This is a genomic window from Sphingobacterium puteale (assembly GCF_003627955.1).
In the GTDB taxonomy this organism is placed as follows: Bacteria; Bacteroidota; Bacteroidia; order Sphingobacteriales; family Sphingobacteriaceae; genus Sphingobacterium; species Sphingobacterium puteale.
This window is the reverse complement of record NZ_RBWS01000038.1, coordinates 1-13,360: the sequence shown is the minus strand read 5'-3', so window position 1 is coordinate 13,360 and position 13,360 is coordinate 1. Positions and strand designations below refer to the sequence as shown.

General features: G+C 35.6%; 16 protein-coding genes and 1 pseudogene. 5 read left to right on the top strand and 12 right to left on the bottom strand.

The genetic code is table 11. The features are described from left to right. From D7322_RS28025 to D7322_RS28005, 5 genes are all read right to left on the bottom strand, one after another. A partial coding sequence (locus D7322_RS28025) for a hypothetical protein (RefSeq protein WP_147430569.1) occupies positions 1-748 on the bottom strand: 748 nt, incomplete at its 3' end. Between the two features lie 368 nt (positions 749-1,116). Then, positions 1,117-1,962, bottom strand: coding sequence for a hypothetical protein (locus D7322_RS28020; RefSeq protein ID WP_121127466.1), 846 nt, complete (start codon positions 1,960-1,962; stop codon positions 1,117-1,119). Further along, complete coding sequence (locus D7322_RS28015) at positions 1,959-2,993, bottom strand: hypothetical protein (RefSeq protein WP_121127465.1); 1,035 nt, start codon at positions 2,991-2,993, stop codon at positions 1,959-1,961. Before D7322_RS28015 ends, D7322_RS28020 begins: the two co-directional genes overlap by 4 nt. 42 nt (positions 2,994-3,035) lie before the next feature. Continuing rightward, complete coding sequence (locus D7322_RS28010; RefSeq protein ID WP_121127464.1) at positions 3,036-3,677, bottom strand: glycosyltransferase family 32 protein; 642 nt, start codon at positions 3,675-3,677, stop codon at positions 3,036-3,038. After that, positions 3,634-4,794 (bottom strand): alpha-mannosyltransferase, encoded by a 1,161-nt coding sequence (locus D7322_RS28005; protein ID WP_121127463.1) that lies wholly within the window; start codon positions 4,792-4,794, stop codon positions 3,634-3,636. Before D7322_RS28005 ends, D7322_RS28010 begins: the two co-directional genes overlap by 44 nt. A gap of 357 nt (positions 4,795-5,151) precedes the next feature. Between D7322_RS28005 and D7322_RS28000 the strand changes: the two genes are divergently transcribed. Next, a complete protein-coding gene (locus D7322_RS28000; RefSeq protein ID WP_245971507.1) occupies positions 5,152-5,469 on the top strand; it encodes a (deoxy)nucleoside triphosphate pyrophosphohydrolase in 318 nt (105 codons plus the stop codon). A 680-nt stretch (positions 5,470-6,149) separates the two neighbouring features. Here the strand turns inward: D7322_RS28000 and D7322_RS27995 are convergent. The 3 genes from D7322_RS27995 to D7322_RS27985 form a co-directional block, all read right to left on the bottom strand. Continuing rightward, positions 6,150-6,494, bottom strand: coding sequence for a nuclear transport factor 2 family protein (locus tag D7322_RS27995; RefSeq protein ID WP_121127467.1), 345 nt, complete (start codon positions 6,492-6,494; stop codon positions 6,150-6,152). A 185-nt stretch (positions 6,495-6,679) separates the two neighbouring features. Next, positions 6,680-6,898 (bottom strand): hypothetical protein, encoded by a 219-nt coding sequence (locus D7322_RS27990; RefSeq protein ID WP_121127462.1) that lies wholly within the window; start codon positions 6,896-6,898, stop codon positions 6,680-6,682. Positions 6,899-6,934: 36 nt separating this feature from the next. Then, the gene (locus D7322_RS27985; RefSeq protein WP_121127461.1) at positions 6,935-7,330 is read right to left on the bottom strand and encodes a DUF6896 domain-containing protein; all 396 of its coding nucleotides are present in this window, start codon (positions 7,328-7,330) and stop codon (positions 6,935-6,937) included. Between the two features lie 93 nt (positions 7,331-7,423). Here D7322_RS27985 and D7322_RS27980 point away from each other — a divergent pair, with 93 nt between their 5' ends. The 4 genes from D7322_RS27980 (at position 7,424) to D7322_RS27965 (ending at position 10,031) form a co-directional block, all read left to right on the top strand. Then, positions 7,424-8,125 carry an energy transducer TonB gene (locus D7322_RS27980; protein WP_183078877.1) on the top strand — a complete coding sequence of 234 codons (702 nt, stop codon included), beginning with the start codon at positions 7,424-7,426 and terminating at the stop codon, positions 8,123-8,125. Next, positions 8,122-8,868, top strand: coding sequence for a metallophosphoesterase (locus tag D7322_RS27975; RefSeq protein ID WP_121127459.1), 747 nt, complete (start codon positions 8,122-8,124; stop codon positions 8,866-8,868). The genes D7322_RS27980 and D7322_RS27975 overlap by 4 nt, the downstream gene beginning before the upstream one ends. A gap of 105 nt (positions 8,869-8,973) precedes the next feature. Further along, positions 8,974-9,303, top strand: a complete 330-nt coding sequence (locus D7322_RS27970) for a hypothetical protein (RefSeq protein WP_121127458.1) — start codon at positions 8,974-8,976, stop codon at positions 9,301-9,303. A 140-nt stretch (positions 9,304-9,443) separates the two neighbouring features. Further along, positions 9,444-10,031, top strand: a complete 588-nt coding sequence (locus tag D7322_RS27965; protein ID WP_147430567.1) for a hypothetical protein — start codon at positions 9,444-9,446, stop codon at positions 10,029-10,031. Positions 10,032-10,047: 16 nt separating this feature from the next. Here D7322_RS27965 and D7322_RS27960 read toward each other — a convergent pair. The 4 genes and pseudogenes from D7322_RS27960 to D7322_RS27945 form a co-directional block, all read right to left on the bottom strand. Further along, a pseudogene (locus tag D7322_RS27960) lies at positions 10,048-11,018 on the bottom strand (IS481 family transposase). Between the two features lie 106 nt (positions 11,019-11,124). Beyond that, positions 11,125-11,763 carry a hypothetical protein gene (locus D7322_RS27955; protein WP_121127455.1) on the bottom strand — a complete coding sequence of 213 codons (639 nt, stop codon included), beginning with the start codon at positions 11,761-11,763 and terminating at the stop codon, positions 11,125-11,127. A 103-nt stretch (positions 11,764-11,866) separates the two neighbouring features. Then, positions 11,867-12,352 carry a hypothetical protein gene (locus tag D7322_RS27950; RefSeq protein WP_121127454.1) on the bottom strand — a complete coding sequence of 162 codons (486 nt, stop codon included), beginning with the start codon at positions 12,350-12,352 and terminating at the stop codon, positions 11,867-11,869. Between the two features lie 69 nt (positions 12,353-12,421). Beyond that, positions 12,422-13,009, bottom strand: a complete 588-nt coding sequence (locus tag D7322_RS27945; protein WP_121127453.1) for an SMI1/KNR4 family protein — start codon at positions 13,007-13,009, stop codon at positions 12,422-12,424. Positions 13,010-13,360 lie beyond the last annotated feature (351 nt).

Sequence of the window (13,360 nt, the reverse complement as noted above, 5' to 3'; positions counted from 1 at the left end):
TAGCATTTGTTGCCGCAGCCCAATTCGAATGCCCTGGCATACTGGATTTATTATTTGTATCATTCAAAACCTTGCGTACAATATCAGAGAAATACGTCTCTTTGCCATAAATTAATTCGTCCATTTGTAATTTATCCTGATTACGGGACTCTCCTGCTATTACCGTAGCCCGAAAAACAATAATTGAGTCAGGATTTCTTTTTACATTAAGATCAGCCAACTTTTGTGAAATCTGAGTTTCCAATAACCTTAACTCTCCCTTGAATTTCGCGGGCTGCCCCCAAAACATAGGTTCTGGAAGGGAGTCTGCGCTAAAGAAAAATACACTACTGTCCTTAAATACACCAATCGAAATTAACTTGTAACTACATTCAGGGCTTAACTTACCTCGCTTATCTAGAAACTGTAATCTTGGAGTTAATGGAACCTCAGTACTACTGTAGTTTTTCTTAAAAACTAAGCGATCGCCTTCAAAACTTAAGTCGAAATACTTGAAACGTTGTTTCATGCTGCCTTTTAAAAACTCGCGGTCCATGTAGGTTTCGTCCTCAACAGGATTTACAATGACCTGAGACATCGTATCAGCATCAAAGCCATAATGTATACTCAAAATATGACTGTTAACAAAGTTGCTTTTGGTTAGAAAAGTTAATTTTAAATATTTCCCTTCTTTAGATTCTATTACATTCTGCGCAAAGGTGGTTGTACAAAAAGTAAGCAGTAAAATGAAAATGAGTTTATCAAACATAGGTTATCTAATTATTTTTCTTATAATACACTACATTGTTCGGATCTTGTGGTCTATAATCAATTTGCTCCATTTGGCCTGTAATTGGATTATATTTAGGTTCCCAAGGCTTAAAAAACTCATTTTCTGTCATCCCTGTTCTTAACGGAAAATCACTACCGCCACTTTCGCACTATAAGTTCCGTCAGCCGCTATATTACCAGCATGTATAGCTCCACCTGTAGCACTGGAGGTATCACAAGTAATTCCTTTTCGAGCTCGTCAAAAGCTAATTTAAGTTCTCTTCTCATATTAATTTAAATTTTAGGTTTATTGACTCCGTTTACTCCAAAATTGCTTTTCAGACTTTATAATGCTCTGTAATACCATTAAAATAGCATCAGAGGATCGTTCGGATCTTCTTTATAATCCTTAATTCGAAGCTTTCTTTCTCTACCACTCCCACTGACGCTAAATGTCCTATCAGGATTTAAGCGCACAAAGATCTCTATAATGCTGATAAAAGGCGTTCCTCCTGAGAGATATGGCAAAAACAATCCCTTCGTATTTAGGTTAGCTTTGTTTTCTTGATTATAGTCCTGATAATTATCACATATATAACTATATAATTTATCGTCCTCATCTCCATGCAATAGCATTTTTTTCCCAAGGCTACCATCTCTGTTTACAATAGCTTGAAGAATCAGAATAGAATCACCAGATGGAACTATGGTTTCCTTATAATTAGCATTTAGTTTTTTTTGAAATTTCAACTGAGATGAATGTCTAAATCCACAAAAGACTGACCCGTCAAAGAGAGGCTTTATAGAAATTGACTGAGCCTCCACGCTTAAAATAAAATTTCTGTCCTGCCGATCAATAGAATTCATCAATTCTTTATTTTGTGTCAATTTCTCGATAAGAGGATATTGCTTTTTCAAAAAAAATAGATCGCCAAGATATTTAAGCGAGAAATAAGTGTTGTTTTTCGAGCCTTTCAATACATCATTATCAATCGGCCCGTCAACGTAAACTGCTTCAGCCAAATCATTTCTAACAACGATTTGCATACGCTTAACATCGTTATAATTTGCAAATATTTCAGTCAGACTATCCTTAACGTATTTATTTAAAGCAACATGCCTCTGTGCCAAAGCAGTATCAGACAAAAAAATAAATAAAACGCAATATATTAACTTTGAATACATATTTAATTTTACGCTATAATTTCTCATAATTTATAGTATTTTCTCATCGATTGAGCATATAAAGTTTCATTCTTTCCATCAGCAAAAAATGCGTCAAGGCTAGTATAATGTTTAGTTTCTCCATGATCTGTTTTACTCCATATTTCGCCTGTTGCAGGATCCCGTTTTACGCTATGTGTTAAGAGACTTCCTGAGTAAAAAGATATAACATTCGAATCACTAGAATTACTTGTGTACCCACCCATCATTGTTCTAAACCCCTGATCTTCTTGAATATTAACATCCCTTACATTAGAATCATAGATATCGATAAACCATAAATCAACTCCAAGAGCTGAGCCGTGACAATTACGTTTATATTTATCTGGAATATCCGTGTATTTAGGTCCATCTGCATCTGTTTGATAACTAACTACACGATAGGCTAGCACGTCATTTCCATTTTTATCTTTGATATTTACCTCTTCAAAATTCAAAATTACATCATCAAAGGGATCATCGACATATATATAATCCCTATCTGTAGTCTTATCGGTAGGGGTAATCACTAATTGCCCATTTTCCCTTTTAAACGGATCTCCAGGTTGGCTACCTCCCGTAGAGGGAGATGTTGGCGTACCTCCAGAGCTTCCGCTTGGTATATAGGTATAACTACCGTTTCCACCTGAAAATTGATGCCCATAGCCACCCAAATAAGCAATGTACATATCAAGATTAGAGTTAAATCCGGAAGCTCCTGTCCCTCCAGTATCCCAGGAACCAGAACTTCCAGTACTGTAAAATCCTGTCACTACGACCTCATCAAGACGGATAGATGTACCACTAGAATCCGTAGGATTAAAATAATAATTTCCACTTGAATCTTGTGTAAATGACATCCCAGTATCTTTCAGGTAATCTACAACCTCATCAATCGAGGCATTGGCTGAAAGTCCTGAACTTCCGCTCGAACTCGATCCAGTACTAAAACCGCCCATAAAACGGAATAAGTCATCTGGAGGTATCACCAGTAATTCTTTTTCGAGCTCGTCAAAAGCTAATTTAAGTTCTCTTCTCATATTAATTTAAATTTTAAGTTTATTGATTCTGTTTATGCTAAGTTATTCAATCCAAGAATGTTCCCAGAAATGGGTTAAAACGCCAGATTTGCAAAATTCTCTTTGTCGTCGTACTTCATCATAGGAATACTCAAAAATTTCCTTAACCGGAATTTTTGATTGCTCAATCCGATCAAATTTTCGAAGCGTCGCCCGCATACGAAATGGCCCTGAATATTGTGGTGTACTCATAAGATCTCGCTCATCTCGTTCGAAAGTAGACACGATATCTTCTACGATTTTAAAAAGATATGGATCTTTTTCACATGAAGAAAAATGTTCGGAAGCCAAACTCCCATTAATAGGATCGATGATCAAATAGCCCCTGTTTTCCCTTCTTGCGATCTTTAAAAATTCATCAATGCTATTCAAACTAATATCCCAATCAACATAGTACCCACCATAATGATAGACCAAAAGATAGCGAGCAATATCTGCCCGTTCCGCGTGATTTCGTGCGGTAAGAAAAGCCTGTAAAGCAAACTCATAATATTTCTCTAAAAAAATCTCAAGCCTGTCGTCATCCCAATAATAGATCTCAAATCCATGATCTTTGATTTTCAGCCATGAATGCAAACAGTGACTTACCGTTGGGGAGGGCTTAGCTCCAACAATCTGATGTACAATCTGAGACACTTTCATCATACTTCATTTTAAAAGCTTCTTTATATTTAAATCGATTATTTACAAAATGCATGTGTTCTAAAAAAGGATAATAAGACTTAGATTCTCTCCATTTTTTGAGAAAAGACAAACAGGTATCTTCTAAACATCCTATTGCAACAGGGACTTCGCTCAAATCAAAATCTCCATTGAAATCCACTACCTTTTTACCTTTCTCAGTTCTCAAATGAACGATTTCTACTTTAGGAGAAGCATGAAACTTCTTTATATATTCCCATTTACGTTCAGAAGCTAAGGTCACATCCCATTTTAGCAGATTTCTGTGAAAGAAAAGAGGCTCGCCGATTTGATCGAATTGGACGATAGTATTGCCAGAAAACACACCCTCCCGGAGTTCGCCACAGGTGGCCGGATTGTGTGGTATCATATAAAATTCAAGTTTCAATGCAACCCATGAAAATTTGAAGGTATCTTTGTCTCCATATAAAAGTCTATAATAATAACGACCGAGATTATTAAAATAAACACAAACATTTAAGGCTCGCCAACACTGTTCTTTGTTAATTAATATCTGACCGCTCTCTTGCTCCCTAAGACCAAAATTGTCACAATCAACAATTTTCCATATTGGATTTTCTTTGTCTGTAAACCAATAGTCTGCCCAAAAAACTGTTCCGGTCGTTTTATAAGCCTCTAATTGAAATAGGTATTCTGGATTGCGACAACAAATGTTATCAGCATCCATATATAATACTTCTTTAAACGTACTATGCAGAATCGCCAATGGTTTGACGTAATAACCGGGGGAATCTATTATTTCATAGTCATTAAGATCTAGGAATTGTACATTAAGGCCAGCAAACTCGGTCATAACATCCGCAGATATTTCGTTTCCAACATGCCAAATTTCTATAGGCAAGCAACACCCCAATTCTCTTAGAATATTTATTGAGACCCAAAGACAAGTTACATGAGTAACTCCCCCAGCAGTAAATACAATTCCCTTCCCGTTAAATTTTTCCAATGGATAATCAATGATCTTGGAAATATAATTTTCCAAGTCATTACGTAATGCGTCAATATCTGAGGAACGCATTTCAACATCAATAGTTCGAATTAAATTCGGATTAAATCCCATATTAAAAAGATGTAGGAATCGTTAATATAATTGGTTACGGAAAAAACAATACTCTTATGGAGCTAGTAATGGAAAATAGACTTCACGTTGAACTACAACACAGCTTAATTAAGCAAATTATTGTAGATATACTTCAATTGAAATAAATATATAAAAAATGAAATAAAAAAAAGAATTAATTTATCCCCAAACAAACTATAAAACATTGAAAGAATAATTTTTTTATATACATATTACTTTATTTACAACCGATTGCTTCAACCAAGATAATCATTACCTTTAGACCTTTATGCTGAAAGTAACCTGTGCGATTATAGAACACGCAAATAAAATACTGATCTCCCACGGTCGGATTTGATGAAACTTCCATTGAAATGGGAGTTTCCGGGTGGCAAGATCGAGAACGGAGAATCTAAAAAAGAATGCCTATGCCGAGAAATCAAAGAGGAACTTCAGATTGATATTACCATACGTAGCGCACTTACGATGGTAGAGCATCACTATGCTGACTTTTCGCTGCAGCTATTCCCTTTTGTATATAGCCTGCAATCAGGAGAAGTTAAAGCGCTGGAACATGCGCAAGCGATATGGGTGAATACTGCTGAATTAAAGAACTACGACTGGGCGGAAGCTGATCTGCCTATTGTGGAAGAATATTTAATCGCAGATCCTTAATAGATTTTGTTTTACCCTTTTGAAAATAAATCCGTTTACGGTTTGTGCCATCCTCTCTGTAGTAAAGCCATTCTCCTTGCTATAGATTGTTTTGGTAAAAGCCCTTTTCTGCCAACTTCTTATTTCTAAAAACTTTGTCTCGCCATTTTTAAAACCATCCGTAAATGGTTCGTAATTGGTCTGATGACGATTAAATTTTATCGCATAATTCCCGTTTAAAGGTTCACCAGTTTTTTTTAAACAGGTTTTGTCAGTAGCATCAACGTATTCGGTTTCCTCAAGGTCAATATTAATCTACGTTTGTACGATACAATTACTCATCGGAATTAAAAAGAAAAATAAAATGATAACCCTACTTATGATTTAACTTTTGGTCTTTTTTTTAAATTTAGCTGTAAAATCAATATAAAAATTTCTGAATGGATCTCAAAATTTTGTATACTCCAGCGTTTGTCCAGATGTAAAACGTATTTGACATTAAAAATTTCACCTTAGTTGAACTGGATTTTTAAAGAAGCGATATAACCCTCAAAAACAATAAAATTACTGTTCTTCGTGAGCCATCCAAACAAGAAATTGCAGCCAGTCTGACTGAATAGAATCTATAGTCACTGGTGACGGGTGATCCTCCTGCTCAACTAGATTAAATACCGTACACATTCGGATGACTGTAGCTACGATCAGTGTTTTTCAATGACAAATGCTTTAAGTTCCGCCATTTTTCCATCTTCGAATCGCCAAATGTCGCAATAATCGAAATTTTCATATCGCCCGGCCTTATTTTTCAACTTGATTTCCCCGGTCACCATAACAAAATCACCCTCCTCAATAAACTTTTCCAATTTGAAAACTGGCGGTTCATGATAGAACTCTTTCATATAAGCGCGGACTTCTTCTATCCCATGGAGGACACGGTCCCCTACAAAGACCCATTTCGTTTCTGCAGTACAATAGGCTAGAAAGCTTTCATAATCTCCCTTTGCTACAAATTCATTGGCTGTCTGTAATATCGTTGTATTTTTCATTTTCATCTAAAAAGGGCCGGGCACATGAATTCCCGACCTGATAACTACTAAAACAAACTATCTTTACCTATCCAAAGAACGTTGTCCAAGGCGAAAAGTTCATTATCTCTAAAAAAAAGCACTAATCTTTCAACTAGTTCCCTTTACTAGATTATATACAAATCGTTCCTGGATTAGCGCGCGTATTATTCACTCCGCGGGTCGGGCTTCAGAGGCATCTTGGCACAGCGGATTACTTCAATAGAAGGGCAATCGTATTCAAGAACGACTTTACCTTCGATCAGATAGATGCCGGCCCCACGGAGTGGGTAGTTGGCCAGGCTCTGTGGAAAGTGTACCGTATCAAACAAAACTCTTGTTAATGTATCAAAAATAAAAATATTTATTTCCTCTAAAGCCTTCATATGGAGTTTCATAAAGAGTAAAAATAAGAATTTGCATCAGATCTGGTACACTTCCCAGACTACATGATCTAAAACTAATTTAACAAGAGTTCCGTTTTCAACCAATGGATGTAGTGCTTCATATAGTTCGGATAGCTCTAGTTTGTTTATGCTATATGTATTATTGGTCAAAATAAATTCGTTTATTTTCCATATCGAAAACTTAATAGGGTATTCATTGGTAGGCATATAATCAAATTCACATACAATAGCGTCTTTCTCCAAACGGCAACCTGCTCCATGAAACTGGTATTTGAACTCTCCAATATTTCCCGAACGATTTCGGCTGCTCCTTTGTTCAAATTCTTCCATATTTGGAGAAAACTGGTGTTTGAAGTCATTAATGAACGCGACATAATCATTCAATATCTCCCTTATAATTAGATTAATCATTTTGTATCAAGATACAAAATAGATATGTAAATTAGCTACTGAGTTATATATTAATACAATGGGAATTCCCTGGGGTCGCAAATTATCATGTATATGTATTTTATCAATAGATCTGCTATCGCAGGCTTTACTGGTCAATCCCTTATTTTGGATTCCATGCGTAGTAACTCCGTTTTAATCAATCATCAATCATTGATTGACTTCTTGCACGCTGATCCAAAGACTAATTTTGTTATTGATGCGATAGGATATTCGGTAAATGAAAAAGATAAACTCAATCAAAAACTTGTCGAAATCAAAAGTCAAATTGTTTCGATCGATTACATAAAAAATAAAGGGCAGATCGGTTGTAACCCAAATGATGTCATCTTTATCTGCACAAAGGATTTCCTTAAAATGAAACGGGCAAAATCGAAAGGAATAAATAAAAATATTGCCATCGATTCCCTTCCAGAAATGAAGGAGGTATTTCCTGAGCCCCCAGGCGGCGCAGATGGATTCAAAAATTGGATTATCAGTAACTATAAAGTACCTACGGCTGCCAAGAACGCAAAAGTAAGCGGCAGGCTGATTATCAATTTTACGATTGAGAGAGATGGTAAGCTTAGTGATTTTCAGATCACCAAAGATATTGGGTATCATACTGGTGAAGTATTAATTGAATTAATTAGAAAATCCAGTCCATGGAAACCGGGATATCAAAATGGACGTGCTGTAAAATGTGGATATACATACCCCCTATTATTTAGGAATGGTGATTTAAAATTAAATATTGATACAAAAAGACAAAGATGAAAATCCATATTGTTAGCGACCTGCATAGAGAATTTGGATACAACGATATCAATCTGAATATAGCAGACGTACTTGTATTGGCTGGAGATACTGATCTAGGGGTAAAAGGAATCAACTGGCTCAAATCACTTTCTTTGGATATGCCGATCATTTATGTACTGGGCAATCATGAGTATTATAAAGGAGCTTATCCGAAAACATTATATAAAATCAAAGATGCCGCAAGTAACTCAAATATCCATGTGTTGGAAAATGAATCTTTGGAGATCGACCAGGTTGGTTTCCATGGCTGCACACTCTGGACTGATTTTTCCTTAAAGGGCAATCCTGCTGCATATGGATCGCTATGCCAAAGCCGTATGAATGATTATAAGAAGATCAGACTAGGTGACAGTTATGCCAAATTGAGAAGCATCGATACGTTTAGAATCCACCAAACTTCAAGGCAATGGCTGGAGCATAGTCTTAGTGTCAATCAAGCGAAGCATAATATCGTAGTGACGCATCATGCGCCGAGCATTCAATCCCTGCCAATGAAGTATTTAGACGATCCGATCAGCGCCGCCTATGTCTCGGATATGGAAGACTTTATAATAAAGCATCAACCCTCCTACTGGATTCATGGCCATTTGCATACTCCTGTAAACTATAAAATCGGCAACACCGAAATTATATGCAATCCACACGGCTATATCAATGAACCGTACAACGGATTTAATAAAGATCTTATTATTGAGATATGAACAAAAAATAAAAATGAGTATGGAACAAATCGAAGTCTTGTGGCAGGGAAAAGTTATTCAATTTCCGTATAGAATACATCCACAACGAAAAACAACGTTGAAGCGATGACGGGTTTTGAGGAACTAAGTCTGATGACGCGTCATCATGATGGGTACATTCGTGAAATGGCAGTAGCAAAATTAATGAATCTTTTTCCTTTAAAAAGTGTTCCATATTTTGTTCAGCTATTGGGAGAATATGTTATGGAAATCCATTTAACCATTATCGCACACATTACGCCACAGCAAAAGAGGTGGATCAAAGAGTTCTTTACTGAAAACGCATTGTATGAAAGGACGATCCGAAGTAGAATAATAAGTTATTGGAATTGTAATTATAGGTTTGATTTCATCAAGTTCAAAAACTATCCAGCTTTTCAATTTTTATCCGAATGACTTTATAATCAATGCGACAACTATTAATGGGAAATTACTTAGCACTTCCACTCCACCCGTTTGCGATTTAATAATAAAAAATATTAGCCATAGATGGATAGTCCGGCCTAATTTTGTAAATTCAATGCATAAGCCATAGCATGAAAGAGTTCATAAAACTATCCCACATTTCTGTCCTTACTATCCTCATTGTTGGGTGCAAAGATCCATCGCGCACAAAGACAATGGATTTTGGTCTATTTACGCTTGAAGTTCCTTATAAGTGGCAGCAGGTCAAACAAAATGGAATCGACAGTTATGTTGGCGCAATTGCTGTAGACAATACGGATACGCTTTACTTTGATCTGGGCATGTATTCAAATAGTTTGACAGAGCATAATATAGAGATCATTACGAGACAAATGATGGAGGAAAGCGCTACAGACTCTTCGGACTATATTATTGTAAAAGATATGCCGATACTGGATTTTGATCTCGATGCCGATTTGTACAGAAAACAAAATGTATCCTGGGATACCATCGATAATAGAAGAGCGAAAATCGTATTTCCGAGAATATCCGGAAAAGGAATGACCGGAGTGTACATCTGCAGCTTATGGGGAAACTCTTCAAAAGTCCGATTTAATCTCCATGGTTCAAACCTGAAAGCGCAAACAGAAGAGGATCTTCTTAAAGCGATAAAGACATTGAGATTCCACAAACGTAATATAGATAATGAAGAGAACTAACGCTCCCCTGTGGGATTTACACACATCGTTTCACTTATTTAACTGACAGTCAATCCAATAATTTTGATCCCGAACTCGCTCTCTGCTTGGGTCATACATATTACCGACTTCCTCCCATAATGGAGTTTTATTTGATAAGGCATTAATTACTTGAATTGGGGTACGGCCCGTTAGAGAACTGTCGGATCTAAGCCAATTATAATAAAATTGCCATTGCGATAGTAGGTTTGGTAGGTCGGGATCTTTGATATCAACTGTGGAATAAAATTCATCAAGATCGGTTCGCTGTGTTCTTTCTACCTTTCCATTGAGATGTGGAGAACCTGGTTTAATAGGCCGAAATTTAATACCCCATTCCATTAATCTATCTTGAACGGAATAAGCAAAAAACTCTTTTCCTCTATCAGTTTGAATGCGCTGTATCGCAAATGGCATTTGTTCCAGCACTGTATCAAGAAATCTCAGGGTGTTGGTAGCAGTACGCCTTGGAAATAATTGAAGTACCTTAAATCTGCTACAATCATCTATCGCTGTGTATTGATAAATGCCTGGAGCTATTTTACAGACATCCATTTGTACGCGATCACCCGGAATTGGTCGGTTATAGCGAATTTGTCTTTTACGGTAGTATCGCTTAAGCTTTAAATACTGTTTATTATTCTTTTTAAGAATCTTATGAACAGTTGCAGTTAAGATGGAGACCCCATATAAACGTTTCATCTCACTAGCAATACTCCGATGCCCTAAATTGCGGTTTGTCCTTAACTCCAGAATTCTCTGTTCATCCTCTTTTGTTATTCTTTGGTGGATTTTATGTGGTCTTCTACTAAGGCCACTTAGACCATCAATACCAGATTCTTTAAATCGTTTAACCCATTTTCTCAGTGTCGGCCTAGTTATGCCGCACCTTAAACATACAACCCCTGCATTACCAATGGCCTCATAATGCTTTACCCATTCAAAGCGCCTTTTTACCTCATTTTTCATTACTGCTGATTTATGTTAGAATGTGGTAAAACGGGTAGTTCTACCAACATTTTAACATAAAGTTATTGAAAGGATCTGTATGAATCACACAGATAATTATAACTTATTAATCTTCCAAAAGCCTTCGTTCTTTATATATTTCCTTATTAATTTCTATCAGATAATTTCGATTGAGTGCAGCTGTTAGTTCTGGCGCCTCATCCACATTTTTCAGGCAAAGCTCAAAGGTAGGTTCCATATCATCCATTATTTCACCCCAGTGATAAGCAGATTTTTCAAACTTCTGTTGCGTTAGCCCAGCCAGAATCTCAACCGAGTACCATCCATTTTTTATGTCCGCAATAGCATAGCTTTTGCTCCGGTGAATTGCTATCAGTCTTTCAACCGTTTCATCAGTAAAATTCTCCAGATAATCGATCGCAAATACGCAAAAAACACCATTTTTGATCTTTAAAGGATAATCACCTACCTTAAACTGAAAATCATTCTGTGTCTCCAACAAAACGCGGTGCTTTTCATCCAGATTGATATAGATGGTATGTGGTACAATTTGGCAATCTTCCAGTGCAATCATAGCACCTTCCAAGATCACATTGTCACCGCTTTCATTTGTTGTGAACTCCTCCAGCAAATTGTCCGAAAGATGGTTTTCATTTTTAAATTCTAACAAAGCATACGGATCTGCGGCGATAAAATAGTTCATTCCATTTGTTAGGCAGCAGTTGAATTGGAATATTTTATTCATGGTTCATTGTAATTTGTATTGTCAATCGCTCTCAAATATTATGCTTGTTTTAAGAAAATTGCCAAAAACCAGCTATAACTTCATTTGTTATGTTATTTTTATATCAATATAGTGCACCATAAATAAACACATAATCTAAACCGTCACGATACCCTTCCTCTTCAATTTGCAAGAAAAAAGAATATCCATCTTCTTTCAGTTTTTCATAATAATAAGTTTTAGGTTGAATCAGACGTGGTTCGCCGCCTGCTTTTATAAATAAATATTCATTATCATTTTCTGAATAATCACTTATGGAAGAAATCTCTAAATTGGGTACACTTTTATCAATTCTCATTCCCATCTCGGAATAATCATGTTCCAACACTTTCACAACTATTTCAGGATAAATATTATTTTTTAAAAGAATATCAAAATCGTTATAAAGTAAGATTGAAAGCATTTTATCACTTTTATCTGGATGATTTAAAACCGCATAAAAATTATAATCATCAGGTATAATGCTTTCAATTACTAAGGGAGGATTTCCTCCCATTCTGGCTTTTAAATTGCTATCATATGGTAAGCAATTTGCAAACAATTCTTTCATATTTTTAATTATTATATTAATGGGACTCTATAAAACCTTCTCTTCTTACAAAATCGGGTGGTTATAGTCTTAATCTATTGAAAGAATTTCGAGTCTACTAAAAAAATCATCAAAGTTAATTCCGATCAACCATAAATTTTGATATTTGACATCTTCAGTCATCGACAATCCTGTCTCTTCTTCATAATCCTCACTATCCCATTCTGCTTCATGATACCAAAAATAAATCTTACCGTAATCAATATCATTAAGTGATATTAGTATCAGATTACCCATTCCATCATTACCAAATGGAACAAATTTATTCGGAATTCTTTCTTTGTAAGTCTTGATATTTTTGAAGATATCATAAGCATCGTCTCTTCCGGAATCACGGCCGAAGAAAACACCCAACATTGAACCATTAAAAGAAAAATTTGGTTGCTCAGATTCAGGAGAATGCACATATTCTGCCCTAGATGAATATGGTTTAAATTCAACTTCATAATTAAAATCACAGATTCCATAAGTCAGTAGAAAATCCCTTACATCCTGAGGTATTTTACCATTAACAATAGTTTCTATTTCGGATATCTCTTCGTTTTCTAATTTAGTAGGATGTTCAGAGAATAGCTCGCGCATTCCGCCTAATCTTAAAATTTCATTTTTATAACTCATAATGTATATAATTACTCATCCTATGTATGTACGTACAACACATAAACCAGAAAAATAGTAATCAATTTATAAGACTTTATAATCTCTATCTGTAAATTGAATGTCCTTCCTCAATGAAATTAAAGCCTTTTAAATTTGATCGCTTACAAAGATTTTTGAAATCTTCAGTTACAATGATATAAGATTTATGTTCCTCCATACGTACCACAGAATGACCATTTAAACTACCATCAATGAAATATAATTCTTTAATTTTGGACTTGCAAATAAAATCGGCAGTGCTAGTTAAGCAGCTTTTTTAATTTTTTGCTCTTTGTTATTAAATTGCTCAATTGTAAGATTTCCCAATGT

Coding starts and splice junctions, on each gene's coding strand:
- D7322_RS28000 (WP_245971507.1), top strand. CDS start 5,152: ATGAAACTTCCATTGAAATGGGAGTTTCCGGGTGGCAAGATCGAGAAC.
- D7322_RS28010 (WP_121127464.1), bottom strand. CDS start 3,677: ATGATGAAAGTGTCTCAGATTGTACATCAGATTGTTGGAGCTAAGCCC.
- D7322_RS28020 (WP_121127466.1), bottom strand. CDS start 1,962: ATGAGAAATTATAGCGTAAAATTAAATATGTATTCAAAGTTAATATAT.
- D7322_RS27990 (WP_121127462.1), bottom strand. CDS start 6,898: ATGAAGGCTTTAGAGGAAATAAATATTTTTATTTTTGATACATTAACA.
- D7322_RS27995 (WP_121127467.1), bottom strand. CDS start 6,494: ATGAAAAATACAACGATATTACAGACAGCCAATGAATTTGTAGCAAAG.
- D7322_RS27970 (WP_121127458.1), top strand. CDS start 8,974: ATGACGGGTTTTGAGGAACTAAGTCTGATGACGCGTCATCATGATGGG.
- D7322_RS28005 (WP_121127463.1), bottom strand. CDS start 4,794: ATGGGATTTAATCCGAATTTAATTCGAACTATTGATGTTGAAATGCGT.
- D7322_RS27985 (WP_121127461.1), bottom strand. CDS start 7,330: ATGATTAATCTAATTATAAGGGAGATATTGAATGATTATGTCGCGTTC.
- D7322_RS27945 (WP_121127453.1), bottom strand. CDS start 13,009: ATGAGTTATAAAAATGAAATTTTAAGATTAGGCGGAATGCGCGAGCTA.
- D7322_RS27955 (WP_121127455.1), bottom strand. CDS start 11,763: ATGAATAAAATATTCCAATTCAACTGCTGCCTAACAAATGGAATGAAC.
- D7322_RS27965 (WP_147430567.1), top strand. CDS start 9,444: ATGAAAGAGTTCATAAAACTATCCCACATTTCTGTCCTTACTATCCTC.
- D7322_RS27975 (WP_121127459.1), top strand. CDS start 8,122: ATGAAAATCCATATTGTTAGCGACCTGCATAGAGAATTTGGATACAAC.
- D7322_RS27980 (WP_183078877.1), top strand. CDS start 7,424: ATGTATTTTATCAATAGATCTGCTATCGCAGGCTTTACTGGTCAATCC.
- D7322_RS27950 (WP_121127454.1), bottom strand. CDS start 12,352: ATGAAAGAATTGTTTGCAAATTGCTTACCATATGATAGCAATTTAAAA.
- D7322_RS28015 (WP_121127465.1), bottom strand. CDS start 2,993: ATGAGAAGAGAACTTAAATTAGCTTTTGACGAGCTCGAAAAAGAATTA.